This window comes from Streptomyces sp. NPDC127100, assembly GCF_042724095.1.
In the GTDB taxonomy this organism is placed as follows: Bacteria; Actinomycetota; Actinomycetes; order Streptomycetales; family Streptomycetaceae; genus Streptomyces.
Map to the genome: position 1 here is coordinate 1 of NZ_JBHXFL010000072.1, position 25,690 is coordinate 25,690.

Genomic DNA, 25,690 nt, shown 5'->3' on the forward strand with positions numbered 1-25,690 from the left:
GCGCTGGGCCGGCGTGGGGCGGGAATTCGGCGTTTTACTCCAAGATCCTCTGGGGGGTGGGGTGCGGGGTGAGCCCCACCACCCCCCCGACGCTTGTCCCCATGAGTGACACACCGGTCAAGCAGCAGAGCACCGCCGCCTTCTACGGACAGGCCGTCGCCTCGTTCGCGGTCGCCATGATCGCCACCTCCATCGGCATCTACAACCTCCAGGCCGACGCCTGGGTGCGCGCCTTCCTCGCCATCGCCGTTCTGTACCTCGTCACGTCCGCCTTCACCCTGGCCAAGATCATCCGGGACCGGCAGGAGGCGGGGCAGATCGTCAGCCGGGTCGACCAGGCCCGGCTGGAGAAGCTCCTCGCCGAGCACGACCCCTTCGAGAAGCTGGGGTGACGTGCGCCGCAGGGCGCCCCTAAGCGCCCGCTCAGCTTCGGCGGTATGGTGGAGCTCCTGTCACCGAGAGGGGCGAACAAGCGATGAGTACGGCGGCCGAGACGGCGGGCGGCGACACCGAGCCGTGGGAAGAGGTCACGCCTGACGCGGCCCGGCGACTGCTGGTCGCCGCTGTGGAGGCCTTCGCCGAGCGCGGGTACCACGCGACCACGACCCGCGACATCGCCGGGCGGGCCGGCATGAGCCCGGCCGCGCTCTACATCCATTACAAGACCAAGGAAGAGCTGCTCCACCGCATCAGCCGGATCGGCCACGACCGGGCGCTCGGCATCCTGCGCACGGCGGCCGAGGGCGGGGGCAGCGCCACGGAACGGCTCGCCGACGCCGTCAGCTCCTTCGTACGCTGGCACGCCGGGCGGCGCACCACCGCCCGGGTGGTGCAGTACGAGCTGGACGCGCTCGGGCCGGACGCCCGCGCCGAGATCGTCGCGCTGCGCCGCCAGGTCGACGCCGAGGTGCGCGGCATCATCGAGGAGGGCGTGGCCTCGGGCGAGTTCGAGGTGGCGGACGTGCAGGGCACGACGCTCGCCGTGCTCTCCCTGTGCATCGACGTCGCCCGCTGGTTCAACGTGAACGGCCCCCGCACACCCGACGAGGTCGGCGCGCTCTACGCCGACCTCGTGCTGCGGATGGTGCGGGCCAAGGAACCCGGCGCCGCTCAGGCGCGGTAGCGGCTCACAGGTAGTAGCGCGAGACGGACTCGGCGACACACACCGGCTTGTCGCCGCCCTCGCGCTCCACCGTGAAGGCGACGGCCACCTGGATCCCTCCCTTGACGTCCTCGACGCCGGTGATCGTCGCCGTGGCGCGCAGCCGTGAGCCGACCGGGACGGGGGAGGGGAAACGGACCTTGTTGGTGCCGTAGTTGACGCCCATCTTCACGCCCTCGACCCTGATCAGCTGCGGTCCGAAGAGCGGGAGCAGCGACAGGGTCAGGTACCCGTGCGCGATGGTGGTGCCGAACGGGCCCGCGGCGGCCTTCTCCGGGTCCACGTGGATCCACTGGTGGTCGCCGGTCGCCTCCGCGAACAGGTCGATCCGCTTCTGGTCGACCTCCAGCCAGTCGGTGTATCCCAGCCGCTCGCCCACCGCCGCCTTCACGTCGTCGGCGGATGTGAAGATCCTCGGCTCTGCCATGTCCCGGCCTCCCGCGTCAAAGGTGTCGTGGCCCTGTTCGTCCAGTGCCTGCTCGACCATGCTAAGCAACTGCTTAGCATGGTGGTCCGTGACGCCTATGTCAACGGACCGCCGGGTGAGCGGGTGGGTAGGGTCTGGGGAGTGCCTCAGATTCCCGAGAAGATCCACGAGCTCACGGTCGGTCAGCTCGCCGCCCGCAGCGGCGCCGCCGTCTCCGCCCTGCACTTCTACGAGTCCAAGGGCCTGATCAGCAGTCGCCGCACCTCGGGCAACCAGCGCCGCTTCAGCCGCGACGCGCTGCGCCGGGTCGCCTTCGTGCGGGCCGCGCAGCGGGTCGGTATCCCGCTCGCCACGATCCGGGAGGCGCTGGCCGAGCTGCCGGAGGGACGCACGCCCACCGAGGAGGACTGGGCGCGGCTCTCGCAGGCCTGGCGCTCCGAGCTGGACGAGCGCATCAAGCAGCTGAACCGGCTGCGCGACCACCTCACCGACTGCATCGGCTGCGGCTGCCTGTCCCTGGAGACCTGCGTCCTGTCCAACCCCGACGACGCCTTCGGCGTGAGCCGCGCGGGCTCCCGCCTGCTGGTGGAACGGAAGAACGGAACGGGGCCGGCCGGCCACCGCGAGGCGCCGGCGCCCGACCCGGCGTGCTGCGACTGACCCCGCCCGGCGTGTGTTCCCGGGGTGCGGCGCGGGGGTGGCCCGTCCGCGGACTGCCGCATCCGCGCCCGCCGCGTCCCGCCCGGTTCACGCCCCGCGGCGCCGGGCCGTCCGCCACTCGGCGAGGCCCGCCCCGACCAGTTCGGCGTTCGAACGGGCGGGCCGGCCGTCCGGCAGGAGCAGGGTGTCCTCCAGACCGACGCGGGTCGCGAGGCCCAGCCGGCCGGCCAGCCGCAGCACCGGCCAGGCGCCGCCGTCCTCGCCGTGCAGCAGCACCGGGCGGCCGTGCGCCGCGCCCAGGCCGGCCAGCAGGGCCCGCGCGGACGCCTCCGCGGTCCCGGCGCCGGGGTCCGTGACCTCCGCCAGTACCCGCAGCACCCTCGGTCCCAGCGGCGAGCGCGTGAACCGCTCGGCGCCGTCCGTGCCGGACCAGACACCCGCCTCGACACCCACCCCCCGCTCGATCAGCGCGGCCGCGACCGTCTCGGCGCCCGGCTCGTGCCAGTTGACCGAGGCGTGATCGGGCAGCGCCTCCCAGCTCCGCACCCGCGCGGCCCGGGCGTCCGGATCGGGCTCGGCCCAGGCCCCCGTGGTCACCCCCACCGGCACCGGTGCCGGCAGCCGCGCCCGTATCGCCTCCAGGGTCACCGCGAGCACCCGCGGCGACAACGTGTCCTGCCCGCACGGGGTCCTGGGATGGACGTGGACGTCCGTGGCCCCGGCGGCCACCGCCCCGGCCACGGCGTCCGCCATCGCCTCCGGCGTCAGCGGCACCACCGCGCCGTCGGCGGCCCCGCGGGCACCGTTCACACAGACCTGCACCGTTCCCCCAGGATCCCGGGCGCCGCGGACGGCACCCGCGGGCCGCAGGGGGTGCGGCGTCACCGGCGCACCCCCTCGGCCACTACGCCGACATCAGCAGCCGTTCACGCCGGGCGTCCGCCAGGGCCTCCGGCGTCAGCACCGGCCGCGGCACCAGGATTCCGCAGTCGGTGCAGACCGGGCCCGTCGACGGCTCGTGGTCCAGGTCGTACCTCCAGACCAGCCGGTCCCCGTCGCACACCGGGCACACCGCTCCCGGTTCGCGCTCCAGGGCCGAGATGAGCCGGCGCAGCACCTCCGCCAGCGGCCCGTCGGGATGGAGCCTCGGTTCGTCGCACCAGGCCACCCCGAAACCGCCCCAGGTCAGCCGGTGCCAGTCGTCCACACTTCCCGGCCTGCGCAGACCGTCGTGCTTCTCCTTCCTGCGCCGCTCGGCGAACTCCACCTCGTAGGCGAGCCACACCGAACGGGCCTCCTCCAGTTCCTCCAGTGCGGCCACGAGCCGCGCCGGGTCGGGGGAGCGGTCCTCGGGGCCGAAGCCGGCCCGCGAGCACAGATGGTCCCAGGTCGCCCTGTGCCCGTAAGGGGCGAACCGCTCAAGGCACTTGCGCAGCGAATAGCGCCGTAGCGCCAGGTCGCACCGTGGATCTCGGACCTGTCTCGCCAGACTCCGGAAACCGGCCATCGCCCTGCACCTCCGTCACACCTGCACCTGTACTTCGGTCACTTCGGTGTCGTCGTGGGGAGTCGCCCTCCCGACGTCACCGAGTAGACGTATCGACACGCGATTCGGCTCCCTCCGATTTCCGACACCTCCCACCAGCCGATCGCAACCACTTCGAAAACTGACGCATGTTCATCTTCCAACTCGGGGATACCGGCGGTAACGTCCGGGCCCACCCCTGTCGGGAGGAGCTGCCATGCAACGGCGCACCCCACGCAACGCCCTTGACAGACTGAGAACTCCCCGCGGCTTCCACGGGTTCCTGAAGAGCGCGTCGCTATGCGCCCTCATTGCCGGTCTTTTGTCGCCGCTTTCCCCCGCGGTGGCCGCCGGCACGGGTACCACCACCCCCACGGCCGTGCGGGCGGCGGCCGACGACCACTGCGGCGGACGGTGTTCGGACATCCTGCCGCCCGGCCAGAACGGCAACGCCACCCTCGCCCAGATCCTCCTCAACCAGGCTTTCGGCACCCAGCCCGCGCACGCCGAGGACCAGCTAGGCCCCTACGCGAACCTGGCCTCCGGCTACTCCGGCCTCACCAACGACAAGATCAACACCTTCTTCGGGGACGCCTCCTTCGGCGTCCCCGCCGACCAGGTCGCCTCCACCCTCCGCCCCGCCGGACGCGCCGACGTCACGATCGTCCGCGACAAGAAGACCGGCGTGCCGCACATCACCGGCACCACCCGCTACGGCACCGAGTTCGGCGCCGGCTACGCCGCGGCCCAGGACCGGCTCTGGCTGATGGACCTCTTCCGGCACGTCGGACGCGGCCAGTTGACGTCCTTCGCCGGCGGCGCCCCCGCCAACCAGGGTCTGGAGCAGCAGTTCTGGCGCAGCGCCCCCTACACCGAGGCCGACCTGGAGGCGCAGATCGAGAGCGCCGCCGCCAAGGCCGGCGAGCGCGGCGAGCAGGCCCTCGCCGACGTGGACGCCTACGTCGCCGGCGTCAACGCCTACATCGACGCCTCCGACAAGGGCCGCTACTTCCCCGGCGAGTACGTCTTGACCGGCCACAAGGACGCCATCACCAACGCGGGAACCATCGAGCCCTTCCGCCGCACCGACCTGATCGCCCTGGCCTCCGTCATCGGCTCCCTCTTCGGCGCCGGAGGCGGCGGCGAGGTCAACAACGCCCTCTCGCTGCTCGCCGCCCAGGAGAAGTACGGCGTCGCCGAGGGCACCAAGGTCTGGGAGTCCTTCCGCCAGCGCAACGACCCCGAGGCGGTCCTCACCCAGCAGGACGGCAGCTTCCCGTACCTGCCCCGCCCCGACGCCCCCCAGGGCCGCGCCCTCCCGGACGCGGGCTCGGTGCGGGCGGAGCCCCTGGTGTACGACCGCACCGGCAGCGCCGGCGCGGCGAGCGCGACCGGCGCCACCGCCACGGCGGCCGACGCGGCCGTCACCTCGGCCCGGCGCGGCATGTCCAACGCCCTGGTCGTCAGCGGGAAGCACACCGCGAGCGGCGACCCGGTCGCCGTGTTCGGCCCGCAGACCGGCTACTTCGCGCCCCAGCTGCTCATGCTCCAGGAACTCCAGGGACCGGGCCTGAGTGCCCGCGGCGCCTCCTTCGCGGGCCTGAGCATGTACGTCGAGCTCGGCCGCGGCCAGGACTACGCCTGGAGCGCGACCACCTCCGGCCAGGACATCATCGACACCTACGCGGTCGAGCTGTGCCAGGACGACTACCACTACCTCTACCGCGGCACCTGCACGCCGATGGAGAAGATCGAGCGCCGGAACGCCTGGAAGCCGACCGTCGCCGACGGCACCGCGGCCGGCTCCTACACGATGCGCGTCTGGCGCACGAAGTACGGACCCGTGGAGCACCGCGCGACGGTCGGCGGCAAGAAGGTCGCCTACACCACGCTGCGCTCGTCCTACCTGCACGAGGCCGACTCGATCATCGGCTTCCAGATGCTCAACGACCCCGACTACATCGACGGCCCCGAACGCTTCCAGAGCGCGGTGCAGCACATCAACTACACCTTCAACTGGTTCTACGCCGACTCCGAGCACACCGCGTACTACAACAGCGGCGACAACCCGGTACGGGCGACCGGCGTCGACGCCGAGTTCCCGGTCTGGGCGCGCGACGCGTACGAGTGGCAGGGCTGGGACCCGGCGGCCAACACCGCCCGCTACACGCCCGCGTCGGCCCACCCCCGCTCCGTCGACCAGGACTACTACATCTCCTGGAACAACAAGCAGGCCAAGGACTACCCGGCCGCCTCATGGGGCAACGGCTCGGTCCACCGCGGCGATCTCCTCGACGACCGGGTGAGGAGACTGGTCGCCCAGGGAGGCGTCACCCGGGCCGCGCTGGTGAAGGCCATGGCCGAGGCGGGCCTCGCCGACCTGCGGGCCGAGGACGTGGTGCCCGGCCTGCTGAAGGTGATCGAGTCCACGCCGGTGACCGACCCCGCGGCCAGGACGGCCGTGGACCGGCTCAAAGCGTGGCTGGCGGCGGGCGCCCTGCGCACGGAGACCTCGGCCGGCTCCAAGAAGTACGCCCACGCCGACGCGATCCGCACCCTGGACGCCTGGTGGCCGCTGCTGGTGAAGGCCGAGTTCGAGCCGGGTCTCGGCAGCGACCTCTACACCGCCTTCACCCGCAACCTGCCCGTCGACGAGTCGCCGTCCGCCGGCCACGGCCCGACCGGGGCCCACGCCGGCAGCGCCTTCCAGTACGGCTGGTGGAGCTACGTCGACAAGGACGTCCGGTCGGTGCTCGGCGAGCCGGTCAAGGGCCCGCTGGCGCGGCGGTACTGCGGCGGAGGCGACCTCGCCGCCTGCCGGGACGCCCTGGTCTCCACCCTGAAGGAGGCCGCGGGCCGTACCCCCGCCCAGGTCTACCCGGGCGACGACAACTGCTCCGCGGGCGACCAGTGGTGTGCCGACTCGGTGATCCACCGCACCCTCGGCGGCATCAAGCACGGCGGCATCAGCTGGCAGAACCGGCCGACCTACCAGCAGGTCGTGGAGTTCACGTCCCACAGGTGACCGGCCGGCACCGCGGTCAGCGGTAGAGGAGGTACTGGCGGCGCGTCCTGCGGAACGCCGCCAGTTCCCGCTCCCAGCCGCCCACCACCTCGTCGGTGTCCGCGCCCGCGTCGATCATCGTGCGCACCTGCGTGGAGCCGGTGAGCTTGTCGATCCAGTTGTCCGGCCGCCAGGCGAAGCCGTCCCAGCTCCGCCTGGCGGTCACCAGCAGCGCGATCCCGGTGCGTACCGGGTCGAAGGCGGCCCGGTCGTGCACGTGGAGCTGCACGCCGCCGACCGTCCTGCCCTGGAACTTGGAGAAGGTGGGCGCGAAGTACGCCTCCCGGAACCGCACGCCGGGCAGGCCGAGTTCGTTCGCCGCGGCGGCCCAGCGCCCGTCGACGCCCTCCGCGCCGAGCAGTTCGAACGGGCGGGTGGTGCCGCGCCCCTCCGACAGGTTCGTGCCCTCGAACAGACACGTGCCCGAGTAGACCAGAGCCGTCTCCGGGGTCGGCATGTTCGGGCTCGGCGGCACCCAGGGCAGCCCGGAGGCGTCGTAGAACTCCGACCGCTTCCAGCCCGTCATCGTGACGGTCTCCAGCGGCACGGGCGACGGCAGGAACTCGCCGTTGAACAGGAGCGCCAGCTCGGCGACGGTCATGCCGTGCGCCTGGGCGATCGGCCGCCGCCCGACGAAGGTGGCGAACTCCTCGTGCAGGACGGGCCCCAGGGCCGCCCGCCCGGTCACCGGGTTCGGCCGGTCCAGCACCACGAACCGCTTGCCCGCGAGCCGCGCCGCCTCCATGCAGTCGTACAGCGTCCAGATGTACGTGTAGAAACGCGCGCCCGCGTCCTGGATGTCGAAGACGACGGTGTCCACGCCGGACGCCGTGAAGACGTCGGCGAGCGGCTGCCCGCTCTTCAGGTACGTGTCGTAGACGGGCAGCCCGGTCGCCGGGTCGTCGTAGCGGCCCTCGGAGCCGCCCGCCTGAGCGGTGCCGCGGAAGCCGTGCTCGGGACCGAAGACCGCCGTCAGGTTCACCCGCCCGTCGGCGTGCATCACGTCCACGATGTGGCGCACGTCCCGGGTGATGCCGGTGGGGTTGGTGACGATGCCGACCCGCTCGCCCTCGAGCAGGGCGTAGCCGTCGTCGGCCAGTCGTTCGAACCCGGTGCGCAGCCGGCGTCCGCCGCCCGAGGGGGCGGCCTGGGCCGGCCCGGCGGTGGCGGCCGTGGCGGTGGCCGCCACCGCGGCCGTGGTGGCGAGCAGGTTCCGTCTGGACAGCGTCATGCGGTGACCTCCGTGATCGCGGCGGGTGTCATGCGCACGCACGCTAACCCGCGCCCCCCGTCCCGGGGAACGACGCGAACCGCGGTTCACCTCTTCCGCCGGGCATACCGACTGGTTAGTCTGGCGTCCGGCAGCGCCCGAGCCGTGTCGAAGGAGACCGATGGTGGAAGCCGTGCAGAATGCCGGAGTCGTCGTCACCGGGGCAGGAGGCGGCATCGGCGCCGCGCTGGCCCGCCGCTTCGCGGCCGAGGGCGCCCGGGTCGTCGTCAACGACCTCGACGCCGGGCGGGCGAAGGCCGTCGCCGAGGAGATCGGCGGCATCGCGCTCCCCGGGGACGCCTCCGCGATCATCACCGAGGCCCGCGACGCGCTGGGCGGCACGGTGGACGTCTACTGCGCCAACGCCGGGGTCGGATCCGGCGGTTCCGAGGCGGCCGAGGAGTCCGTCTGGGCCCTCGCCTGGGACGTCAACGTCATGGCCCACGTGCGCGCGGCCCACGCACTGCTCCCCGGCTGGCTGGAGCGCGGCGCCGGCCGCTTCGTCTCCACCGTCTCGGCGGCCGGACTGCTCACCATGATCGGCGCCGCCCCCTACAGCGTCACCAAGCACGGCGCCTACGCCTTCGCCGAGTGGCTGTCCCTCACGTACCGCCACCGCGGGGTCAAGGTCCACGCGATCTGCCCGCAGGGCGTGCGCACCGACATGCTGACCGCGAGCGGCAGCGCGGGCGAGCTGGTGCTCGCCCCGACCGCGATCGAGCCCGGGGAGGTGGCGGACGCCCTCTTCAAGGGCATCGAGGACGACCGCTTCCTGATCCTGCCGCACTCCGAGGTCGCCGAGTACTACCAGGCCCGCGCGGCCGAACCCGAACGCTGGCTGCGCGGGATGAACCGCCTCCAGCGGCAGTGGGAGGCGACGGCACGATGACCGGCTCCCGTTACGCGGCCAAGCCGTGGCTGGACCTCCTCACCGACGTCCAGAAGGCCCCGCTCGACCCGGACGCCTCCCTGGTGCACAGCCTGCGCCGGGCCGCCGCCGAGGCCCCCGACCGCGCCTTCCTCGCCTACTTCGACGGCCGCCTGACCTACCGAGAGGCCGACGAGCTGAGCGACTCCGTCGCCGGGCACCTCGCCGCCCGCGGCCTGGAGCGCGGTGACCGGGTGGCGGTCCTGCTGCAGAACTCCCCGCACTTCGTGCTCGCCGTCCTCGGCGCCTGGAAGGCGGGCGCGGTCGTCGTGCCCGTCAACCCCATGTACAAGTCGGGAGAGGTCGGCCACGTCCTGCGCGACGCCGAGGCGGCCGCCCTGGTCTGCTCCGACCGGGCCTGGGAGGGCTACCTGCGCGAGGCGGCCGCCGGCTCGCCGGTGCGGACGGTGCTCACGGCCTGCGAGCTGGACTTCCAGACCAGGGGCGACGCCCGCGTGCTGACCTTCGAGCGGCTGCCGCGGGCCACCGACGCCGACGACCTCACCGAGGTGGCCCGCGCCGGCCACGAGGCGCCCGGGGACCGCGACCCCGAGCCCGCCGGCACCGCGCTCATCAGCTACACCTCGGGCACCAGCGGCACGCCCAAGGGCGCCATCAACACGCACCGCAACATCATGTACAACGCCGAGCGGCAGCGCACCGGCCTCGGCCTGCCCGAGGCGCCGGTCTACTTCGCGCTGGCGCCGCTGTTCCACATCACCGGCATGGTCTGCCAGCTCGGCGCCTGCCTGGACAGCGCGGGCACGCTCGTCCTGGCGTACCGCTTCGAGGCGGGCGTCGTCCTGGACGCGTTCGCCGAGCACCGGCCGCACTACACGGTCGGCCCGTCCACCGCCTTCATGGCGCTGGCCGCCCACCCCTCCGTCACCCGCGAGCACTTCGCGTCCTTCGCCAACATCTCCTCCGGCGGCGCCCCGCTGCCGCCCGCCCTGGTGGAGAAGTTCCGCGCGGGCTTCGGCCCGTACATCCGCAACGGCTACGGGCTCACCGAGTGCACCGCGCCCTGCGCCTCCGTACCGCCCCACCTCGAGGCACCCGTCGACCCGGTCTCCGGGACCCTCGCCGTGGGCGTCCCCGGCCCCGAGACGGTCGTCCGGATCCTGGACGACCGGGGCGAGGAGGTGCCGTTCGGCGAGCAGGGCGAGATCGTCGTCAGCGGCCCGCAGGTCGTCCCCGGCTACTGGCGCCGTCCCGACGCCACCGCCGAGACCTTCCCCGGCGGCGAGCTGCGCACCGGCGACATCGGCTTCATGGACGACCGGGGCTGGCTCTACGTCGTCGACCGCAAGAAGGACATGATCAACGCGTCCGGCTTCAAGGTCTGGCCGCGCGAGGTCGAGGACGTCCTCTACACCCACCCGGCGGTGCGCGAGGCCGCCGTCGTCGGCGTGCCCGACGGGTACCGCGGGGAGACGGTCAAGGCCTACATCAGCCTGAGGCCGGGCGCCGACACCGACCCGGGTGCGCTGGCCGCGTACTGCAAGGAGAGACTGGCCGCCTACAAATACCCGCGTCAGGTGGAGATCCTGACCGACTTGCCGAAGACGGCGAGTGGGAAGATCCTCCGTCGGGAACTGCGTTCCCGTACGCACGACGACGGACAGTGAGACAACGGAAAGGCAGGTGACGGCAGTGCCCAGGACCACGGACGGGGACGGCACTCCGGTGCCGCAGCGGCTCCTGGCCGCCGCCACCCGGCTCTTCGCGGAGCAGGGCTACGACCGCACCTCGGTGCAGGAGATCGTGGAAGCGGCCGGCGTCACCAAGGGCGCGCTGTACCACTACTTCGGCTCCAAGGACGACCTCCTGCACGAGGTGTACGCGCGCGTGCTGCGCCTCCAGCAGGAGCGCCTGGACGCCTACGCGGACTCCGACGGGCCGGTCGAGGACCGGGTGCGCGACGCGGCGGCCGACGTGGTCGTCACCACCATCGACAACCTCGACGACGCGTCGATCTTCTTCCGCTCGATGCACCAGCTCAGCCCGGAGAAGAACAAGCAGGTCCGCGCCGAGCGCCGGCGCTACCACGAGCGCTTCCGGGCGCTCATCGAGGAGGGCCAGCGGGCCGGCGTCTTCACCAAGGAGGTCCCGGCCGACCTCGTCGTGGACTACCACTTCGGCTCCGTGCACCACCTGTCGACCTGGTACCGCCCCGACGGCCCGCTCAGCCCGCAGGAAGTGGCCGACCACCTGGCCGACCTGCTGCTGCGGGCGCTGCGTCCGTGAGCCTGCCCGTGAGGTGATCGGCCAGGGCCGCCGCCGCGGGATTGCGCGGCCGCGGCCCGCGCCCGGCCAGCACGACCGTACGGCCCGGCTCCGGCTGCCGGACGGCCACGCACGGCAGTCCGGCCCGCTCGCCGATCCGCCGCGGCACGAACGCCACCCCGATCCCGGCCCGCACCAGGTCGACCAGCAGCCCGATCTGGGTGACGTCACAGGTGATACGGCGCTCCAGGCCGCAGTGCGCCGCCAGCCGCCGCACCGCCGTCTCCAGGCCGGTGCCCGCGCGGAAGTCGACGAACGGCTCCTCGGCGAGGTCCCTGATCAGCGTCCGGCCGGCCTCGGCGAGGGGGTGGCCCGGAGCGGTGATCAGCACCAGTTCCTCCTGCCAGGACGCGTACGGGGTGAGCCCCTCTGGCAGCACCCCCGTGTCCGGCACGAGGTAGGCGAGGTCCACCTCGCCCGCGCGCAGCGCCTCGGTCAGCTCACCGACCGGCGCGTCCCGCACCGACACCTGGACGCCGGGGAACCGGCGGTGGAACGTGGCCAGTTCGGCGGGCAGGTCCACGCAGGTCAGCGTCTGGATCGTGCCGATGGCCACCCGGCCGGTGGCCAGCCCCGTCACCGCCGCGACCGCGTGCCGGGCCTCGTCGGCGCCGGCCAGCAGCGCGCGGGCCCGCGGCAGCAGGGCACGGCCGGCCTCCGTCAGCACGGCCCGGCGGCCGGTGCGGTCGAACAGGTCGGCGCCCAGCTCCCGTTCGAGGTTGCGGACCGAGGTGCTGAGCGCCGACTGCACGATCAGCTCACGGCGCGCCGCGGCCGTGAAGCTGCCTTCGGTGACGACCGCCATGAAGTGGCGGAGCTGACGGATCTCCATCCATCGATTCTAGAGATGGGTCGCAGCGAAACGATCTGTTGGACCGACGGCGGGGCCGGGGGCCAGCCTGGAGGCATGCCTCGCAGACCCTCACCGTGGTTCCGTGTCGTCGCCTTCGTCCGTGCGCTCGCGCGCGCGGACCACCACTACTCCGGCGGCTACTAGACGTACTTCTTGATCTCCCGGCGCGCCAGCGAGCGCTGGTGCACCTCGTCCGGGCCGTCGGCGAGCATCAGCGTGCGGGCGCCGGCGTACAGCTCGGCCAGCGGGAAGTCCTGGCTCACGCCGCCCGCGCCGTGCAGCTGGATCGCCCGGTCGAGGATGCCGACCACCGCGCGCGGAGTGGCGATCTTGATGGCCTGGATCTCGGTGTGGGCGCCGCGGTTGCCGACGGTGTCCATCAGCCAGGCGGTCTTGAGCACCAGCAGCCGCAGCTGCTCGACGGTGACCCGCGCGTCCGCGATCCAGTTCTGCACGACACCCTGCTGGGCCAGCGCCTTGCCGAAGGCCGTGCGGGAGGTCGCCCGCCGGCACATCAGCTCGATGGCCCGCTCGGCCATCCCGATCAGCCGCATGCAGTGGTGGATCCGGCCGGGACCGAGCCGCGCCTGGGCGATGGCGAAGCCGCCGCCCTCCTCGCCGATCAGGTTCGACACCGGCACGCGCGCGTGGTCGAAGGTCACCTCGGCGTGGCCGCCGTGGTAGTGGTCCTCGTAGCCGAAGACCTGCATCGCCCGGTTCACGGTCACGCCGGGCGTGTCCCTGGGGACCAGCACCATGGACTGCTGGCGGCGGATGTCCTCGCCGTCCGGGTCCGTCTTGCCCATCACGATGAAGATCCGGCAGTCCGGGTTCATCGCCCCGGAGATGTACCACTTGCGGCCCGTGACGACGTACTCGTCGCCGTCGCGCTCGATGTGCGTGGTGATGTTCGTGGCGTCCGAGGAGGCCACGTCCGGCTCGGTCATCGCGAACGCCGAGCGGATCTCCCCGGCGAGCAGCGGCTGGAGCCACTGCTTCTTCTGCGCCTCGTCCCCGAACTGGGCCAGCACCTCCATGTTCCCGGTGTCGGGCGCCGCGCAGTTCGTCGCCGTCGGCGCCAGCTGCGGGCTGCGGCCGGTGATCTCGGCGAGCGGCGCGTACTGGAGGTTGGTCAGGCCCGCCCCGTGCTCGGCGTCGGGCAGGAAGAGGTTCCACAAACCCTGACGGCGGGCCTCGGCCTTGAGGTCCTCCACGACCTGCGGGGTGTCCCAGGGAGAGGCGAGCCGGGCGCGCTGCTCGTGGGCGGTCGGCTCAGCCGGGTAGACGTACTCGTCCATGAAGGCGAGCAGCCTGGCGCGGAGTTCCTCGGTGCGTGCGTCGTACGCGAAGTCCATGACGGATCAGCCTTCCTGAAGGGTGGTCAGGCCGTGCTCGATGAAGACGGGGACGAGTTCGCCGATGCGGTCGAAGCCGCGGCCGACCGTCTGGCCCAGCGTGTAGCGGTAGTGGATGCCCTCCAGGATCACGGCGAGCTTGAACCAGGCGAACGCCGTGTACCAGGCCACCGCGGACACGTCCCGCCCCGAGCGCGCGGCGTACCGCTCGATCAGCTCGGCGGGGGCGGGGTGGCCGGGCGCCTGGGCCGTGGTGGAGACGGGGGAGTCGGGCAGGCCGAGCGGGCTGCTGTACATCACCAGCAGCCCGAGGTCGGTCAACGGGTCGCCCAGCGTGGACATCTCCCAGTCGAGGATCGCCCGGATCCCGTCGCCCTCCCCGCCGATCAGGACGTTGTCGAGGCGGTAGTCGCCGTGCACGACCGTGGGCGCGGGGGAGCGGGGCAGTTCCCGGCCGAGCGTGGCGTGCAGTTCGTCGATGCCGGCCAGGTCGCGGTTGCGGGAGGCGTCGAGCTGCTTGGCCCAGCGGCGCAGCTGGCGGTCCAGGAAGCCCTCGGGCCGGCCGAAGTCCGCGAGGCCCACCTCGACGGGGTCCACCGCGTGCAGCCCGACCAGCGTGTCGACGAGGTTCAGCACGGCCGCCCGGGTGCGCTCGGGTCCGAGGGGGGCGAGCTGCTCGGCGGTGCGGTAGGGCACGCCGTCGACGAACTCCATGACGTAGAAGGGCGCTCCGAGCACCTCCTCGTCCTCGCACAGCAGCACCGGGCGCGGCACCGGCACGTCCGTCGGGTGCAGGGCGCTGATCACCCGGTGCTCGCGCCTCATGTCGTGCGCGGTGGCCAGCACGTGGCCCAGCGGGGGGCGCCGCACGACCCAGCGGGAGGCACCGTCCGACACCGCGTAGGTGAGGTTCGACCGTCCGCCCTCGATCAGCCGGCCGGACAGCGGGCCGGTCACCAGACCGGGCCGCTCGCGGTCGAGCAGGGCGCGCAACCGGTCGAGATCGAGTCCGGGCGGGTGGTCGGGGCTCATGGACGCTCCTCGGGCAGACGAAGAATACCCGACTCATGATGCCGACCGGTCGGTATGGCGTCCAGTGGGCGAGCGGAACGTGACCGGGGCCACCCTAGCGGCCGTCCCCGCGGCCACCGTGCCGAGCGGTGCCGGGCGGGCCGCCACCCGGGTGTCGCGTGATCGGTGCATATCCGGCCGTTCCGCTTGCGCGGCGTCCCGGCACCCCGGAGGGTCGGAGCCATGAAGGCGATCAGCTACGCACGGTACGGCGGCCCCGAGGTGCTGGAGTACGGAGACGTCCGCGATCCGCGGGTGGGCCCGGACACGGTCCTGGTGAAGGTGCGGGCCGCCGCCGTCAACCCGGTGGACTGGAAGTGCCGCGAGGGCCACCTCGACGCGCTCCTCGAGCCGGTGTTCCCGGTGGTCCCGGGCTGGGACGTGTCGGGGGTCGTCGTGCAGCCGGGCGCGGCCGTCACCGAGTTCGCCGTCGGGGACGAGGTGATCGGCTACGTCCGCGAGGACTTCCTCTCCCGCGGCACCTTCGCCGAGTACGTGGCGGCACCCGTGCGCACCCTCGCGCGCAAGCCGCGCAACCTCTCCTTCGAGGAGGCGGCCGGGCTGCCGCTGGCCGGGCTGACCGCCTACCAGGTCCTGGTGAAGGCCCTGCGGGTCAAGCGCGGCGAGACCGTCCTCGTGCACGCCGCCGCGGGCGGGGTCGGCTCGATCGCCGTCCAGCTGGGCCGGCACCTGGGCGCGCGGGTCATCGGTACGGCCAGTGAGCGCAACCACGACTACGTGCGGGGGCTCGGCGGGGAGCCGGTGTCGTACGGGGAGGGCCTGGCCGAACGGGTGCGGGGGCTGGCGCCCGAGGGCGTGGACGCGGTGTTCGACACGGTCGGCGGCGAGACGCTGCGGACCTCGGCGAACCTGCTGGCCACCGAGGGCCGCCTGGTGTCGATCGCCGACCCGGACGCCGTCGACTACGGCGGGCGGTACTTCTTCGTACGCCCCGACGCCGAGGACCTGCTGCGGCTGACCGAGCTGGCGGAGCAGGGGGTGGTCACGGTGCACGTGTCGGAGACGTTCCCGCTGGAGCGGGCGGCGGACGCCTACCGGCGAAACGAGGAGGGGCGGACGCGGGGGAAGATCGTGGTGACGGTGGACTGGGGGGCGGACGGGGCGCCGGACGCGTCCTAGAGGACGAGGAACGCGCCGCACACCGCCAGTCCCACCGTGCACAGCGCGGCCGCCGCGGCGTTGCCGGGGGCGGCGACCCGGGGGGTGCCCGCCGCGGCGAGGGCGCGGATGCGGCGGTGCGCGATGGCCAGGAAGACCAGCCAGAGCGCGCAGCACAGCGCCGTGGCGACGACCGAGGAAGGGGTCGGGCCGTCGTGCAGCGCGGCCTTCGCGGCGAGCACGGTGACGACGGTTCCGGACAGGGTCGTGCGGCGCCAGGCGAGCCGGGTGCGCTCGGGCTGGAGCCCTGGGTCGCGGTCCGGTGCGGTCATCCTTCCCACCCGGCGAGGACCACGACGACCATGACGAGGGCGACCACCGCGACCACCAGGCCGAGCAGCGCGGGGAAGCGGGAGACGGGGAGGTCCTCGCCGCGGCGCATGGCCCGCTCGCAGCGCACCCAGTGGTTGACGGCCCGCAGGGAGCACAGGACGCCGGCCGCGAGGAGCGCGAGGGCGAGTCCGACCCGCCAGCCCCAGCGCAGGTCGGGCAGGAACTGGTCCACCGCGAAGCCGCCGCCGATCAGGGCGAGGGCGGTGCGCAGCCAGGCCAGGAAGGTGCGCTCGTTGGCCAGCGAGAACCGGTAGTCGGGCGTCACGCCCTCCTGCCGCACCTCCTCGGGCGCGAGCCAGAGCCGGAGGTTCCGTACGAATGCGATCACCCGGGGACCCTACCGGCCGACGCCGGCACGACACCCCGCAAGGGCACGGCCGCCAGCCGCCCCGCGCAGCTGCCCGCAGCCGCCCCGCGCAGCTGCCCGCAGCCGTCCCGCACGGCTGCCCGCAGCCGTCCCGCGCAGCTGCCCGCAGCCGTCCCGCACGGCTGCCCGCAGCCGACCCGCGCAGCTGCGGGCAGTCGTGCCTCCCCCAGTGCCCGAACGGCCTGGGAGGTGCCCCCAGGGGCGGCACGGGTGGGCGGTGGGGGTCCCCCCGCTCGAGCGAAGCCGAGAGTGGGGGAGGCACCCCGCAGCGCCGGGCCACACGCCCCACCCGCCCGCACCCACGCCGCTCACCCCGAACCCCGTGCCCCACCCCCGAGCCCGCCCCGCAGCCGCGCATACGCCGCCACCCCGTCCGGCACCCACTCCCACTCCACCAGACGCCGCTCCACCTCCGCCTCCTCCAGGAACCCCCACCACTCCACCTCCTCCACCTGAGGCGACACCCGGGACGTGCAGCGCACGTCGTACACCGCCGACCACCACGTCCGCCCGGCCCCGTCGTCGTAGAGGAACTTGAAGAGGAACTCGGGCCGCGCGAGCCCCTCCACCCCCAGCTCCTCCTCCGCCTCCCGCAACGCCGCGTCGTCGTACGACTCACCCGCGCCCACCACCCCGCCGACGAACATGTCGTACAGGGACGGGAAGACCAGCTTCGTCGGCGTGCGGCGGTGGACGAAGACGCGGCCCCGCGCGTCCCGGGCCCGCACGAACACGCACCGGTGCCGCAGCCCCCGGGCGTACACGTCGCCCCGCCGGGCCCGTCCGGTCACGCGGTCGTTCTCGTCGACGACGTCGAGGATCTCGTCAGCAGCGCTCATGCCCTCATCCAAGCAGCGGCCGTCGGGGTCGGCGCCGCCGCGGATCCCGCGCCGGCCCGTGCTCGCCGGTGCCCTGCCGCATCGCCGGATGCATCGCATCCGGGTGGCCGCGCTGCCCGGACACCGTGGTCGGCGCGACAAGTGCCCCTCCAGTAACGCCAGTTGACGCGTGTAACGGACCTGCGGGCCTTGACGCCCGGCCTCGGCTGCCGGTTTGCTGTGCGTGATCAGTTCATGGCAAACCGGCTACCACGACCCACCGGGTCGCGTGAGGAAGTTCCCGCGGTGCCCCCACCCCCGCCTCCCCTCGGCCGAGGCCGCAGACGCGCGGCACAGTCCTTCGACGAGGCCCTCGACGACGCCGAACTCGTCACCGCGCGCACCGCGTTGACCCAGGGGCGCTGGCAGTCGGCCCGCTCCCTGCTCGTCCACACGGGTGACGACTGGGACCGCCGCGGACACCGGGTCACCGTCCTCGCCCAGGAGCGCCACTGCGCCGCCTGGGCCCGCGAGTGGCTGCTCGCCGAGCCCGACTCCACCGACGCCGCCGTCCTGCTCTCCCTGGCCCTCGTCCACCGCGCCCTGCGCGGGAAGGAGAAGCCGGGCCGGGTCCGGGAGGCATGCCGGGACACCGCCGCACTCGTCCCCGGCGACCCCACCCCCTGGCTCGGACTGCTCCTTCTGGAACGCACGCTCGGCGCGGACGAGGACGTCGTCCGCGCCTTCGAGCAGGTACGCGGGCGGTACGCCGACCACCACCACGCCCACCATCTGATGGTGGCCCGGCTCGCCGAACGCCGCGGCGACGACGGCCCGGACCCGCTCCACGAGGCCTACGACTTCGCCGGCTGGGCCGCCGAGCAGGCCCCGGCCGACTCCCCGCTCGCCGTCCTGCCGGTGGTCGCGCACGCCGAGCGCTACCGCGTGCTGGCCGCCGCCGGACACGAGTCCGCCGACCCGAGGGCGTCCGGCCACTGGGCCGGCCGGCGTGCCCGGCAGGTGATGAAGGCCGCCTTCGACTGGTGGCTGGAGTGGGAACAAGAGGGCCACCCGCGCCGCCTGGTCGACCTCAACTTCCTCGCGCACGCCAAGTCCTGCGAGGGCCGCGGCGCCGAGGCCGCCGCCCTGTTCCACCGCATCGGCGAGCACGCCACGCCCGCTCCGTGGTCGTACCCGGACCGCGACCCCCACCCCGCCTTCCGCGCCGCCCGCGCCGACGCGCTGGGCACCACCTGACATCCCTGCACCCCACAGTGAGGACGGTCCCCCCATGACCACGGGCAGTTCACGCACGAGCAGACCCACGAGCGACGGCGGCATCAGCACCTTCAAGGGACAGGAGCGGGCGCTGCGCGCGGACCGGCTGGGCACCGGGGGCCTGCTCCTGTCCGTCCTCGCCGCCACCGCCCCGCTCATGGTGGTCGCCGGGGTCATGCCCACCACGTTCGCGGTGATGGGCATCGTCGGGCAGCCGCTGCTCTTCGTGATCCTCGGCCTGGTGCTGATCCTGTTCAGCGTCGGCTACGCCGAGATGAGCCGCCACGTCCACAACGCGGGCGCCTTCTACGCGTACATCTCCCGCGGCCTCGGCGGCACCGCCGGCGCGGGCGCCGCCCTGGTCGCGCTGGTCGCCTACAACGCCCTCCAGGTCGGCATCTACGGCATCTTCGGCTTCGAGGTCTCCGGCCTCCTCGCCACCTACGCCGACCTCGAGGTCGCCTGGTGGATCCCGGCGCTGCTGGCCGTGCTCGCGGTCGGCACCCTGGGCTGGCTGAAGATCGACGTCAACGCGCGGGTACTGGGCGTGCTGCTGCTCATCGAGGTCGTCCTCGTCGTGGTCTTCGACGTCGCCGCAGTCGCCGACCCGGGCGCCCAGGGCCTGTCGCTGCACGCCTTCGACCCGGACACCCTGACCGGGGCCGGCGTCGGGACCGCGCTCTGCTTCTGCATCGCCGCCTTCCTCGGCTTCGAGCAGGCACCCGTGTACGCCGAGGAGACCAGCCGGCCGCACGTCCTGGTGCCGCGCGTGATGTTCCTCGCCGTCGGCGGCGTCGCCGTCTTCTTCGCGCTCAGCAGCTGGGCCCTGACCGTCGCCACCGGCCCCGACGAAATCGTCGGCACCGCGCAGGAGCAGAGCGCGGGACTGCTCTTCTTCCTCACCGAGTCCCGGCTCGGCGGCACCTTCACCGACGTCCTGCACGTGCTCTTCGTGACCGGCATGTTCGCGGCCCTGCTCAGCTTCCACAACGTCGTCGCCCGGTACGCCTTCGCCATGGGCCGGGAAGGGCTGCTGCCCGCAGCCTTCGGACGCACCAGCGGCAGCAGCGGCGCCCCCGGCACCGGCTCGCTGCTCCAGACCGCCGTGTCCGCCGTCGTGGTCGTCGGCTTCGCGATCGCCGACGACAGGCCGGCCGGGGATCCGACCGAGCCGGTCCTGCACCTGTTCACCTGGGGCGGCAACATCGGCGCCCTCGGGGTGATCGTGCTGATGGCCGCGGCCTCGTTCTCCGTGGTCGCCTTCTTCGTGCGGCGCGGCGCCGCCGGGGCGCAGGGCGTGCGCCTGGTGACCTCGGCCGTCGCGGGCCTCGCCCTGCTGGTGATCGCCGGGTACACCGTGAAGGACTTCGACGTCCTCGTCGGCGCCGGCCCCGGCTCGGCCCTGAGCTGGGCCCTGCCCGGCATCATCGGCCTCGCCGCGGCCGGCGGCCTCGCGCAGGGCCTGGTCCTGCGCGCCCGCGCCCCCGAGCGGCACGCCCGCATCGGCCTGGGCAACGAGGCGTTCCAGCTCGAGAAGGCGGCCGACACGCTGTCCTGAGCCGCGCGCCCCGCACGGCACGACGACGGCGCCCGCCCCGGGGGACCGGGAACGGGCGCCGTCGTCGTGGCCGGGCGGGGGCGGCCGTCGTACCCCTAGATGATCAGGGAGAGGAGCAGGACCAGGCCGCCCGCGACCACCGAGATGATCGTCTCCATGACGGACCAGGTCTTGATGGTCTGGCCGACGTTCAGGCCGAAGTACTCCTTCACCAGCCAGAAGCCGGCGTCGTTGACGTGGCTGAAGAACAGCGAACCGGCGCCGATGGCCAGGACCAGCAGGGCCGCGTGGGTCGTCGACATGTCGGCCGCCAGCGGTGCCACCAGGCCGGCCGCCGAGACGGTCGCCACCGTCGCCGAACCGGTCGCCAGCCGGATCGCCACCGCGATCAGCCAGGCCAGCAGCAGCGCCGGGATCGACCAGTCCTCGGAGATCTCCAGGATCATCTGGCCCACGCCGGAGTCGATCAGCGTCTGCTTGAAGCCGCCGCCCGCGCCGACGATCAGCAGGATGCCCGCGATGGGCGCGAGTCCCTTCTCCACCAGGCCCGAGACCCGGTCCTTGGCGAAGCCGGCGGGCCGCAGCAGCGTGAAGATGCCCACGATCACGGCGGTGAGCAGGGCGATCAGCGGCGAACCGACGACGTCGAAGATGCGCTGCACCAGGTGGTCGGGGTCGTCGACGATGATGTCGACCAGAGCCTTGGCCAGCATCATCACGACGGGCAGCAGGATCGTGACGAGGGTGGCGCCGAAGCTCGGACGCTTGTCCAGCGTCTCGGAGGCACGCTGCGGGATCATGCGGTCGGGGGCGGGGACGTCCACCCAGCGGGCCGCGTACTTGGAGAACACCGGGCCGGCGATGATCACCGTCGGGATCGCGATCAGGACACCGAGCGCCAGGGTCACGCCCAGGTTGGCACCGACCGCGTCGATCGCGACCAGCGGGCCGGGGTGCGGCGGGACCAGGCCGTGCATCACGGACAGACCGGCCAGCGCCGGGATGCCGATGCGCATCAGGGAGTAGTTGCCGCGCTTGGCGACCATCAGGACGACCGGGATCAGCAGCACGATGCCGACCTCGAAGAACAGCGGCAGCCCGACGACGGAGGCGATCAGCACCATCGCCCACGGCATCGACCGGACGCTCGCCTTGGCGAGGATGGTGTCCACGATCTGGTCGGCGCCGCCGGAGTCGGCGAGCATCTTGCCGAGGATCGCGCCGAGGGCGATCAGGACGCCGACGCCCGCGACCGTCGAGCCGAGTCCGGTGGTGAAGCTGGCTATCACCTTGTCCAGCGGAGCCCCGGCGAACGCGCCGAGCGCCAGCGTCCCGATGGTCAGGGACAGGAAGGCGTGCAACTTGAACTTGGTGATGAGCAGGACGATGACGGCGATGCCCAACAGCACGGCGATGCCCAGCTGGGCATGGCCGGCCGAGGTGATCGGCTCGACGGTGTCCGCTGCCAGCATCTCGACGCTGAGTCTGGTCACGGTGGTTCCCTTGCGGTGATGGGGATTCAGGGGGAGGGCGGGGCCGTGCGCACCTGCGGCGGCACGGCCCCGGGGGAGGTCGTGGGGGGAAGCGGCCCGCTGCCGGGCCGCCGGGTCACGGAGCCGGCTGGGGGAGGGCCTTCAGGGCGTCGGCCGCCCGTTCGGTGATCTCCTCGGGGCTGCCGGCGACGTCCACCGCGACCCCCGCCTCGTCCGGCTCCAGCGGCTGGAGCGTGGCGAACTGGGAGTCGAGCAGGGCCGTCGGCATGAAGTGCCCGGCACGGTGCGACATCCGGTCCTCGATCAGCTCGCGGCTGCCCGTGAGGTGGACGAAGACGACACCGGGAGCGGCGTCCCGCAGCCGGTCGCGGTACGACCGCTTCAGTGCCGAACTGCTCACCACCCCGCCGAGCCCGGCCCGCCCGTGCGCCCAGCCGCCGATGGCGTCGAGCCAGGGCCAACGGTCCTCGTCGGTGAGCGGGGTCCCGGCCGTCATCTTGGCGATGTTGGCCGGCGGGTGGAAGTCGTCGCCCTCGGCGTAGGGCACGCCGAGCCGGGCCGCGAGCAGGGGGCCGATGGTCGTCTTCCCGGTGCCCGCTACGCCCATGACCACGACGACATGGGGGGTGTGCAGTTGCTGCATCGCACTCTCGCTGTCTGCTGTCTTCGTCGACACGTGATGTCGACGCAACTGAAACCCATTAGGTACGACAAATTCAAGAGGCTGTGACGTATAAGTCTGACTTTTTGTTCGGGTGACCTGCCCCGTACGCTGAGTGCATGAGCACACCGGGCCGGGGGCTGCACGGCCGCGTACTGGACACCCTCGGCCCCGCGATCACCGCGGGCGAATACCCGGCGGGCAGCGTCCTGCGCACCGACGAGCTGGCACAGCGCTTCGAGGTGTCGCGCTCCGTGATGCGCGAGGCCGTCCGCGTGCTGGAGTCCATGCACCTGGTCGAGTCGCGCCGCCGCGTGGGCGTGACCGTCCTGCCCGAGTGCGAGTGGAACGTCTACGATCCGCAGGTCATCCGCTGGCGCCTGGCCGGCGCCGACCGGCCGCGCCAGCTGCGCTCGCTGACCGTGCTGCGCTCGGCGATCGAGCCGGTCGCCGCGGGACTGGCCGCCCGGCACGCCACCCCGGAGCAGTGCGCGGAGCTGACCGAGTGCGCGCTCGGCATGGTGGCCAACTCACGCGGCCACAAGCTGGAGGGGTACCTCTTCCACGACGTGGCCTTCCACCGCGTGGTCCTCACCGCGTCCGGCAACGAGATGTTCGCCAGGCTCGGCGGTGTCGTGGCCGAGGTCCTGGCCGGACGCACGCACCACGACGTGATGTTCGAGGACCCCGACCCGGCCGCCGTCACCCTGCACGTCCAGGTCGCCGAGGCCGTCCGCGCGCGGGACGCCGAGCGCGCCGAGCGGCTGACCCGCGAGATCACCGTGGGCGCGCTCGAGGAACTGGACATCCTGGCTCCGTAGCGGGACCGGGCGGGTCAGGCGAGGAACTCCCCGTCGACGTACACCCACGCCCCGTCGACCCGCTCGAACCGGCTCCGCTCGTGCAGCGAGCCGCCGCGGTAGGAGGCGCGGAAGGTGACCGTGCCGGTGGAGTGGAACGCGGACCCGTCGGTCGTGTCCAGGATCTCCAGCCCGGTCCACCGCGTCCCCGGGTCCAGGTCGAGACGCGCCGGCCGGGTCCGCGGATGCCACGTCCGCAGCAGGTACCCCGCGTCGCCCACCACGAAGGCGCTGTACCGCGAACGCATCAGCGCCTCGGCACTCGGCGCGGACGCCGCCCCGGCATGGAAACGGCCGCAGCACTTCTCGTACGCCTCGGGCAGCCCGCACGGGCAGGAACGCGTGGTCATGGCGGCCATTGTGCCCGCTCGGGCGCCGTCCCGGAAAAGCAGAAGACCCCTGCTCAGCAGGGGTCTCTCTGGTGTCCGAGGGGGGACTTGAACCCCCACGCCCGATAAAGGGCACTAGCACCTCAAGCTAGCGCGTCTGCCATTCCGCCACCCGGACAAGGTGTCTGCCGCGTGGGGTGTTCCCCGTGGCGACGACGTAAACATTACCAGGCTTTCGGAGGTGTCCGATCACCCCCCGTTCCGGCGTGAACGGCGTGTGACGGGCCGGGTCCCGTCTTGGGCCCGGACGGCCGGAGGGGGAGGATGAGGGGGACCCACCAGCAGTGACAGCGGGAGGAAGCACGTGAGCGAGTCGGACACGGCCAGGAGCGTCACCGGTGAGGACGAGGTCGTGGACCTCTGCCGCGAGCTGATCCGGATCGACACCAGCAACTACGGCGACCACTCGGGCCCCGGCGAGCGCAAGGCGGCCGAGTACGTCGCCGAGAAGCTCGCCGAGGTGGGACTGGAGCCCCAGATCTTCGAGTCCCACCCGGGACGCGCCTCCACGGTGGCCCGGATCGAGGGCGAGGACCCGTCGCGGCCCGCGCTGCTCATCCACGGCCACACCGACGTCGTACCGGCCAACGCGGACGACTGGACCCACCACCCCTTCTCCGGCGAGGTCGCCGACGGGTGCGTGTGGGGACGCGGCGCGGTCGACATGAAGGACATGGACGCGATGACCCTCGCGGTCGTCCGCGACCGGATGCGCAGCGGGCGCAAGCCGCCCCGGGACGTCGTCCTGGCGTTCCTCGCCGACGAGGAGGCCGGCGGCACGTACGGCGCCCGTCACCTGGTCGACCACCACCCGCACCTCTTCGAGGGCGTCACCGAGGCGATCAGCGAGGTCGGCGGCTTCTCCTTCACCGTCAGCGAGCAGCGCCGGCTGTACCTGATCCAGACGGCCGAGAAGGGCATGCACTGGATGAAGCTGACCGTGGCCGGCACCGCCGGGCACGGGTCGATGGTCCACCGCGACAACGCCATCACCGAGCTCTCGGAGGCCGTCGCGCGCCTCGGCCGGCACACGTTCCCGGTCCGCGTCACGAAGACGACCCGGGCGTTCCTCGACGAGCTGGGCGACGCCCTCGGGACCGAGCTCGACCCGGAGGACATGGAGGGCACCCTCGCCAGGCTCGGCGGCATCGCCAAGCTCATCGGCGCGACCCTGAGCAACACCGCCAACCCCACCCAGCTGGGTGCGGGCTACAAGGTCAACGTCATCCCGGGCGAGGCGACCGCGCACGTCGACGGACGGTTCCTGCCCGGGCACGAGGAGGAGTTCCTCGCCGACCTCGACCGGATCCTCGGACCCAAGGTGCGGCGCGAGGACGTCCACTCCGACAAGGCCGTCGAGACCACGTTCGACGGAGCCCTCGTGGACGCGATGCAGTCCGCGCTGGTGGCGGAGGACCCGGCCGCCAAGGCGATCCCGTACATGCTCTCCGGCGGCACCGACGCCAAGTCCTTCGACGACCTCGGCATCCGCGGCTTCGGCTTCGCGCCCCTCAAGCTGCCGCCGGAGCTCGACTTCGCGGGCATGTTCCACGGCGTCGACGAGCGCGTGCCGGTGGACGGCCTGCGGTTCGGCGTGCGGGTGCTCGACCGGTTCCTCGACGCGTCCTGAGGCGGTTCGCCGGGACGGCGCTCCACCCTTCACCGGTATTCGACCGTGCGTGCGGGAGGCTACCGGGAAGGGTGAATGCGCTCATAAGCTCGTAGCCTCATTACTCCTTCCTCGTTACAGGTAATGCGATCGGCAATACCGGATCGCCTTTGCCAACCAGGAGGAATAATGCTGAAGAAGATCGTCGCCGTTGCGGCCGCCACCGGTGGTCTGGTTCTCGCGGGCGCGGGTCTGGCCGCCGCCGACTCGGGCGCTCAGGGTGTCGCCGCGCACTCCGCGGGCGTCGTTTCCGGCAATGTCATCCAGGTTCCCGTGCACGTCCCGGTGAACGTCTGCGGCAACACGATCTCCGTGATCGGCCTGCTGAACCCCACCTTCGGCAACGTCTGCATCAACAAGTGACGTTGCGTCTCGCCCCATGAGGGATCGAGCCCGTCGGCCCCGGAGCGCGCGCCCAGCGCACCGGGGCCGACGGACATACGGGGAAAGGAACAAAAGCGTGCGGCGGCGGCGGAAACCACGG

The 25,690-nt window shown here is 72.7% G+C and carries 26 protein-coding genes and 1 tRNA gene; 13 read left to right on the plus strand and 14 right to left on the minus strand.

Features of this window, described 5'->3' with window-relative positions; all coding sequences use genetic code 11:
* The first annotated feature begins 101 nt into the window (after positions 1-101).
* On the plus strand, positions 102-392 hold the full coding sequence (locus tag ACFWJB_RS34070; protein ID WP_385470729.1) for a YiaA/YiaB family inner membrane protein: 291 nt from the start codon (positions 102-104) through the stop codon (positions 390-392).
* Between the two features lie 83 nt (positions 393-475).
* Positions 476-1,123 (plus strand): TetR family transcriptional regulator, encoded by a 648-nt coding sequence (locus ACFWJB_RS34075; RefSeq protein WP_385470731.1) that lies wholly within the window; start codon positions 476-478, stop codon positions 1,121-1,123.
* A 4-nt stretch (positions 1,124-1,127) separates the two neighbouring features.
* On the opposite strand, the gene ACFWJB_RS34080 is transcribed toward ACFWJB_RS34075, so the two are convergent.
* Positions 1,128-1,589, minus strand: a complete 462-nt coding sequence (locus ACFWJB_RS34080; protein ID WP_385470742.1) for a MaoC family dehydratase — start codon at positions 1,587-1,589, stop codon at positions 1,128-1,130.
* A gap of 141 nt (positions 1,590-1,730) precedes the next feature.
* Here ACFWJB_RS34080 and soxR point away from each other — a divergent pair, with 141 nt between their 5' ends.
* Positions 1,731-2,249, plus strand: coding sequence for a redox-sensitive transcriptional activator SoxR (gene soxR / locus ACFWJB_RS34085; protein ID WP_385470733.1), 519 nt, complete (start codon positions 1,731-1,733; stop codon positions 2,247-2,249).
* Positions 2,250-2,336: 87 nt separating this feature from the next.
* On the opposite strand, the gene ACFWJB_RS34090 is transcribed toward soxR, so the two are convergent.
* Positions 2,337-3,059: a 3-keto-5-aminohexanoate cleavage protein gene (locus tag ACFWJB_RS34090; RefSeq protein WP_386927109.1), complete on the minus strand. Its 723-nt coding sequence runs from the start codon at positions 3,057-3,059 to the stop codon at positions 2,337-2,339.
* Positions 3,060-3,153: 94 nt separating this feature from the next.
* Positions 3,154-3,756: a hypothetical protein gene (locus ACFWJB_RS34095; protein WP_386927111.1), complete on the minus strand. Its 603-nt coding sequence runs from the start codon at positions 3,754-3,756 to the stop codon at positions 3,154-3,156.
* Between the two features lie 235 nt (positions 3,757-3,991).
* Here ACFWJB_RS34095 and ACFWJB_RS34100 point away from each other — a divergent pair, with 235 nt between their 5' ends.
* Entirely contained in the window at positions 3,992-6,799 is a 2,808-nt protein-coding gene (locus ACFWJB_RS34100) for a penicillin acylase family protein (RefSeq protein WP_385470738.1), read from the plus strand.
* Between the two features lie 16 nt (positions 6,800-6,815).
* On the opposite strand, the gene ACFWJB_RS34105 is transcribed toward ACFWJB_RS34100, so the two are convergent.
* Positions 6,816-8,069 (minus strand): exo-beta-N-acetylmuramidase NamZ domain-containing protein, encoded by a 1,254-nt coding sequence (locus tag ACFWJB_RS34105; protein ID WP_386927114.1) that lies wholly within the window; start codon positions 8,067-8,069, stop codon positions 6,816-6,818.
* 160 nt (positions 8,070-8,229) lie between these two features.
* Between ACFWJB_RS34105 and ACFWJB_RS34110 the strand changes: the two genes are divergently transcribed.
* Genes ACFWJB_RS34110 through ACFWJB_RS34120 form a run of 3 tightly spaced genes read left to right on the plus strand, consistent with a single transcriptional unit; the run spans position 8,230 to position 11,283 of the window.
* Entirely contained in the window at positions 8,230-8,997 is a 768-nt protein-coding gene (locus ACFWJB_RS34110; RefSeq protein ID WP_386927116.1) for an SDR family oxidoreductase, read from the plus strand.
* The gene (locus ACFWJB_RS34115) at positions 8,994-10,664 is read left to right on the plus strand and encodes a class I adenylate-forming enzyme family protein (protein ID WP_386927118.1); all 1,671 of its coding nucleotides are present in this window, start codon (positions 8,994-8,996) and stop codon (positions 10,662-10,664) included. Before ACFWJB_RS34110 ends, ACFWJB_RS34115 begins: the two co-directional genes overlap by 4 nt.
* Positions 10,665-10,689: 25 nt before the next feature.
* Positions 10,690-11,283: a TetR/AcrR family transcriptional regulator gene (locus ACFWJB_RS34120; RefSeq protein ID WP_385472760.1), complete on the plus strand. Its 594-nt coding sequence runs from the start codon at positions 10,690-10,692 to the stop codon at positions 11,281-11,283.
* On the opposite strand, the gene ACFWJB_RS34125 is transcribed toward ACFWJB_RS34120, so the two are convergent.
* The 3 genes from ACFWJB_RS34125 to ACFWJB_RS34135 all read right to left on the minus strand — a co-directional run bounded on the left by ACFWJB_RS34125 (position 11,222) and on the right by ACFWJB_RS34135 (position 14,562).
* The gene (locus tag ACFWJB_RS34125; RefSeq protein WP_385472756.1) at positions 11,222-12,154 is read right to left on the minus strand and encodes a LysR family transcriptional regulator; all 933 of its coding nucleotides are present in this window, start codon (positions 12,152-12,154) and stop codon (positions 11,222-11,224) included. The two genes, ACFWJB_RS34120 and ACFWJB_RS34125, sit on opposite strands and share 62 nt — an antisense overlap.
* Positions 12,155-12,315: 161 nt before the next feature.
* Entirely contained in the window at positions 12,316-13,530 is a 1,215-nt protein-coding gene (locus ACFWJB_RS34130; RefSeq protein ID WP_386927121.1) for an acyl-CoA dehydrogenase family protein, read from the minus strand.
* 6 nt (positions 13,531-13,536) lie between these two features.
* Positions 13,537-14,562, minus strand: a complete 1,026-nt coding sequence (locus tag ACFWJB_RS34135; RefSeq protein WP_386927123.1) for a phosphotransferase family protein — start codon at positions 14,560-14,562, stop codon at positions 13,537-13,539.
* A gap of 222 nt (positions 14,563-14,784) precedes the next feature.
* Here ACFWJB_RS34135 and ACFWJB_RS34140 point away from each other — a divergent pair, with 222 nt between their 5' ends.
* Positions 14,785-15,741 (plus strand): NADP-dependent oxidoreductase, encoded by a 957-nt coding sequence (locus tag ACFWJB_RS34140; RefSeq protein ID WP_386927125.1) that lies wholly within the window; start codon positions 14,785-14,787, stop codon positions 15,739-15,741.
* On the opposite strand, the gene ACFWJB_RS34145 is transcribed toward ACFWJB_RS34140, so the two are convergent.
* The 3 genes from ACFWJB_RS34145 to ACFWJB_RS34155 all read right to left on the minus strand — a co-directional run bounded on the left by ACFWJB_RS34145 (position 15,738) and on the right by ACFWJB_RS34155 (position 17,319).
* Positions 15,738-16,052 (minus strand): DUF202 domain-containing protein, encoded by a 315-nt coding sequence (locus tag ACFWJB_RS34145; protein WP_385472744.1) that lies wholly within the window; start codon positions 16,050-16,052, stop codon positions 15,738-15,740. The genes ACFWJB_RS34140 and ACFWJB_RS34145 overlap by 4 nt on opposite strands.
* Entirely contained in the window at positions 16,049-16,441 is a 393-nt protein-coding gene (locus tag ACFWJB_RS34150; protein WP_386927127.1) for a YidH family protein, read from the minus strand. The genes ACFWJB_RS34145 and ACFWJB_RS34150 overlap by 4 nt, the downstream gene beginning before the upstream one ends.
* A gap of 347 nt (positions 16,442-16,788) precedes the next feature.
* Positions 16,789-17,319, minus strand: a complete 531-nt coding sequence (locus ACFWJB_RS34155) for an NUDIX domain-containing protein (protein ID WP_385473496.1) — start codon at positions 17,317-17,319, stop codon at positions 16,789-16,791.
* Positions 17,320-17,604: 285 nt separating this feature from the next.
* Between ACFWJB_RS34155 and ACFWJB_RS34160 the strand changes: the two genes are divergently transcribed.
* Together ACFWJB_RS34160 and ACFWJB_RS34165 are read left to right on the plus strand one after the other, a co-directional pair.
* The gene (locus ACFWJB_RS34160; protein ID WP_385473493.1) at positions 17,605-18,555 is read left to right on the plus strand and encodes a hypothetical protein; all 951 of its coding nucleotides are present in this window, start codon (positions 17,605-17,607) and stop codon (positions 18,553-18,555) included.
* Between the two features lie 34 nt (positions 18,556-18,589).
* Complete coding sequence (locus ACFWJB_RS34165; RefSeq protein ID WP_385473490.1) at positions 18,590-20,134, plus strand: APC family permease; 1,545 nt, start codon at positions 18,590-18,592, stop codon at positions 20,132-20,134.
* Positions 20,135-20,229: 95 nt separating this feature from the next.
* On the opposite strand, the gene ACFWJB_RS34170 is transcribed toward ACFWJB_RS34165, so the two are convergent.
* Both ACFWJB_RS34170 and ACFWJB_RS34175 read right to left on the minus strand, forming a co-directional pair.
* A complete protein-coding gene (locus ACFWJB_RS34170) occupies positions 20,230-21,627 on the minus strand; it encodes a GntP family permease (protein WP_386927130.1) in 1,398 nt (465 codons plus the stop codon).
* Positions 21,628-21,742: 115 nt separating this feature from the next.
* Complete coding sequence (locus ACFWJB_RS34175; RefSeq protein WP_385472690.1) at positions 21,743-22,270, minus strand: gluconokinase; 528 nt, start codon at positions 22,268-22,270, stop codon at positions 21,743-21,745.
* A 137-nt stretch (positions 22,271-22,407) separates the two neighbouring features.
* On the opposite strand from ACFWJB_RS34175, the gene ACFWJB_RS34180 reads away from it, so the two are divergent.
* Positions 22,408-23,109, plus strand: coding sequence for a FadR/GntR family transcriptional regulator (locus ACFWJB_RS34180; RefSeq protein ID WP_385472687.1), 702 nt, complete (start codon positions 22,408-22,410; stop codon positions 23,107-23,109).
* A 14-nt stretch (positions 23,110-23,123) separates the two neighbouring features.
* Here ACFWJB_RS34180 and ACFWJB_RS34185 read toward each other — a convergent pair whose 3' ends face one another.
* Both ACFWJB_RS34185 and ACFWJB_RS34190 read right to left on the minus strand, forming a co-directional pair.
* Positions 23,124-23,498, minus strand: a complete 375-nt coding sequence (locus ACFWJB_RS34185) for a YchJ family protein (protein WP_385472684.1) — start codon at positions 23,496-23,498, stop codon at positions 23,124-23,126.
* Between the two features lie 69 nt (positions 23,499-23,567).
* Positions 23,568-23,655: transfer RNA gene (locus tag ACFWJB_RS34190), tRNA-Leu, on the minus strand.
* 186 nt (positions 23,656-23,841) lie between these two features.
* On the opposite strand from ACFWJB_RS34190, the gene ACFWJB_RS34195 reads away from it, so the two are divergent.
* Both ACFWJB_RS34195 and chpH read left to right on the plus strand, forming a co-directional pair.
* Positions 23,842-25,167, plus strand: a complete 1,326-nt coding sequence (locus ACFWJB_RS34195; protein ID WP_386927133.1) for a M20/M25/M40 family metallo-hydrolase — start codon at positions 23,842-23,844, stop codon at positions 25,165-25,167.
* Between the two features lie 168 nt (positions 25,168-25,335).
* A complete protein-coding gene (gene chpH / locus ACFWJB_RS34200; protein WP_385473610.1) occupies positions 25,336-25,569 on the plus strand; it encodes a chaplin ChpH in 234 nt (77 codons plus the stop codon).
* Positions 25,570-25,690 lie beyond the last annotated feature (121 nt).

Coding starts and splice junctions, on each gene's coding strand:
- ACFWJB_RS34070 (WP_385470729.1), top strand. CDS start 102: ATGAGTGACACACCGGTCAAGCAGCAGAGCACCGCCGCCTTCTACGGA.
- ACFWJB_RS34075 (WP_385470731.1), top strand. CDS start 476: ATGAGTACGGCGGCCGAGACGGCGGGCGGCGACACCGAGCCGTGGGAA.
- ACFWJB_RS34080 (WP_385470742.1), bottom strand. CDS start 1,589: ATGGCAGAGCCGAGGATCTTCACATCCGCCGACGACGTGAAGGCGGCG.
- ACFWJB_RS34095 (WP_386927111.1), bottom strand. CDS start 3,756: ATGGCCGGTTTCCGGAGTCTGGCGAGACAGGTCCGAGATCCACGGTGC.
- ACFWJB_RS34100 (WP_385470738.1), top strand. CDS start 3,992: ATGCAACGGCGCACCCCACGCAACGCCCTTGACAGACTGAGAACTCCC.
- ACFWJB_RS34105 (WP_386927114.1), bottom strand. CDS start 8,069: ATGACGCTGTCCAGACGGAACCTGCTCGCCACCACGGCCGCGGTGGCG.
- ACFWJB_RS34110 (WP_386927116.1), top strand. CDS start 8,230: ATGGTGGAAGCCGTGCAGAATGCCGGAGTCGTCGTCACCGGGGCAGGA.
- ACFWJB_RS34115 (WP_386927118.1), top strand. CDS start 8,994: ATGACCGGCTCCCGTTACGCGGCCAAGCCGTGGCTGGACCTCCTCACC.
- ACFWJB_RS34125 (WP_385472756.1), bottom strand. CDS start 12,154: ATGGAGATCCGTCAGCTCCGCCACTTCATGGCGGTCGTCACCGAAGGC.
- ACFWJB_RS34130 (WP_386927121.1), bottom strand. CDS start 13,530: ATGGACTTCGCGTACGACGCACGCACCGAGGAACTCCGCGCCAGGCTG.
- ACFWJB_RS34135 (WP_386927123.1), bottom strand. CDS start 14,562: ATGAGCCCCGACCACCCGCCCGGACTCGATCTCGACCGGTTGCGCGCC.
- ACFWJB_RS34140 (WP_386927125.1), top strand. CDS start 14,785: ATGAAGGCGATCAGCTACGCACGGTACGGCGGCCCCGAGGTGCTGGAG.
- ACFWJB_RS34145 (WP_385472744.1), bottom strand. CDS start 16,052: ATGACCGCACCGGACCGCGACCCAGGGCTCCAGCCCGAGCGCACCCGG.
- ACFWJB_RS34155 (WP_385473496.1), bottom strand. CDS start 17,319: ATGAGCGCTGCTGACGAGATCCTCGACGTCGTCGACGAGAACGACCGC.
- ACFWJB_RS34165 (WP_385473490.1), top strand. CDS start 18,590: ATGACCACGGGCAGTTCACGCACGAGCAGACCCACGAGCGACGGCGGC.
- ACFWJB_RS34175 (WP_385472690.1), bottom strand. CDS start 22,270: ATGCAGCAACTGCACACCCCCCATGTCGTCGTGGTCATGGGCGTAGCG.
- ACFWJB_RS34180 (WP_385472687.1), top strand. CDS start 22,408: ATGAGCACACCGGGCCGGGGGCTGCACGGCCGCGTACTGGACACCCTC.
- ACFWJB_RS34185 (WP_385472684.1), bottom strand. CDS start 23,498: ATGACCACGCGTTCCTGCCCGTGCGGGCTGCCCGAGGCGTACGAGAAG.
- chpH (WP_385473610.1), top strand. CDS start 25,336: ATGCTGAAGAAGATCGTCGCCGTTGCGGCCGCCACCGGTGGTCTGGTT.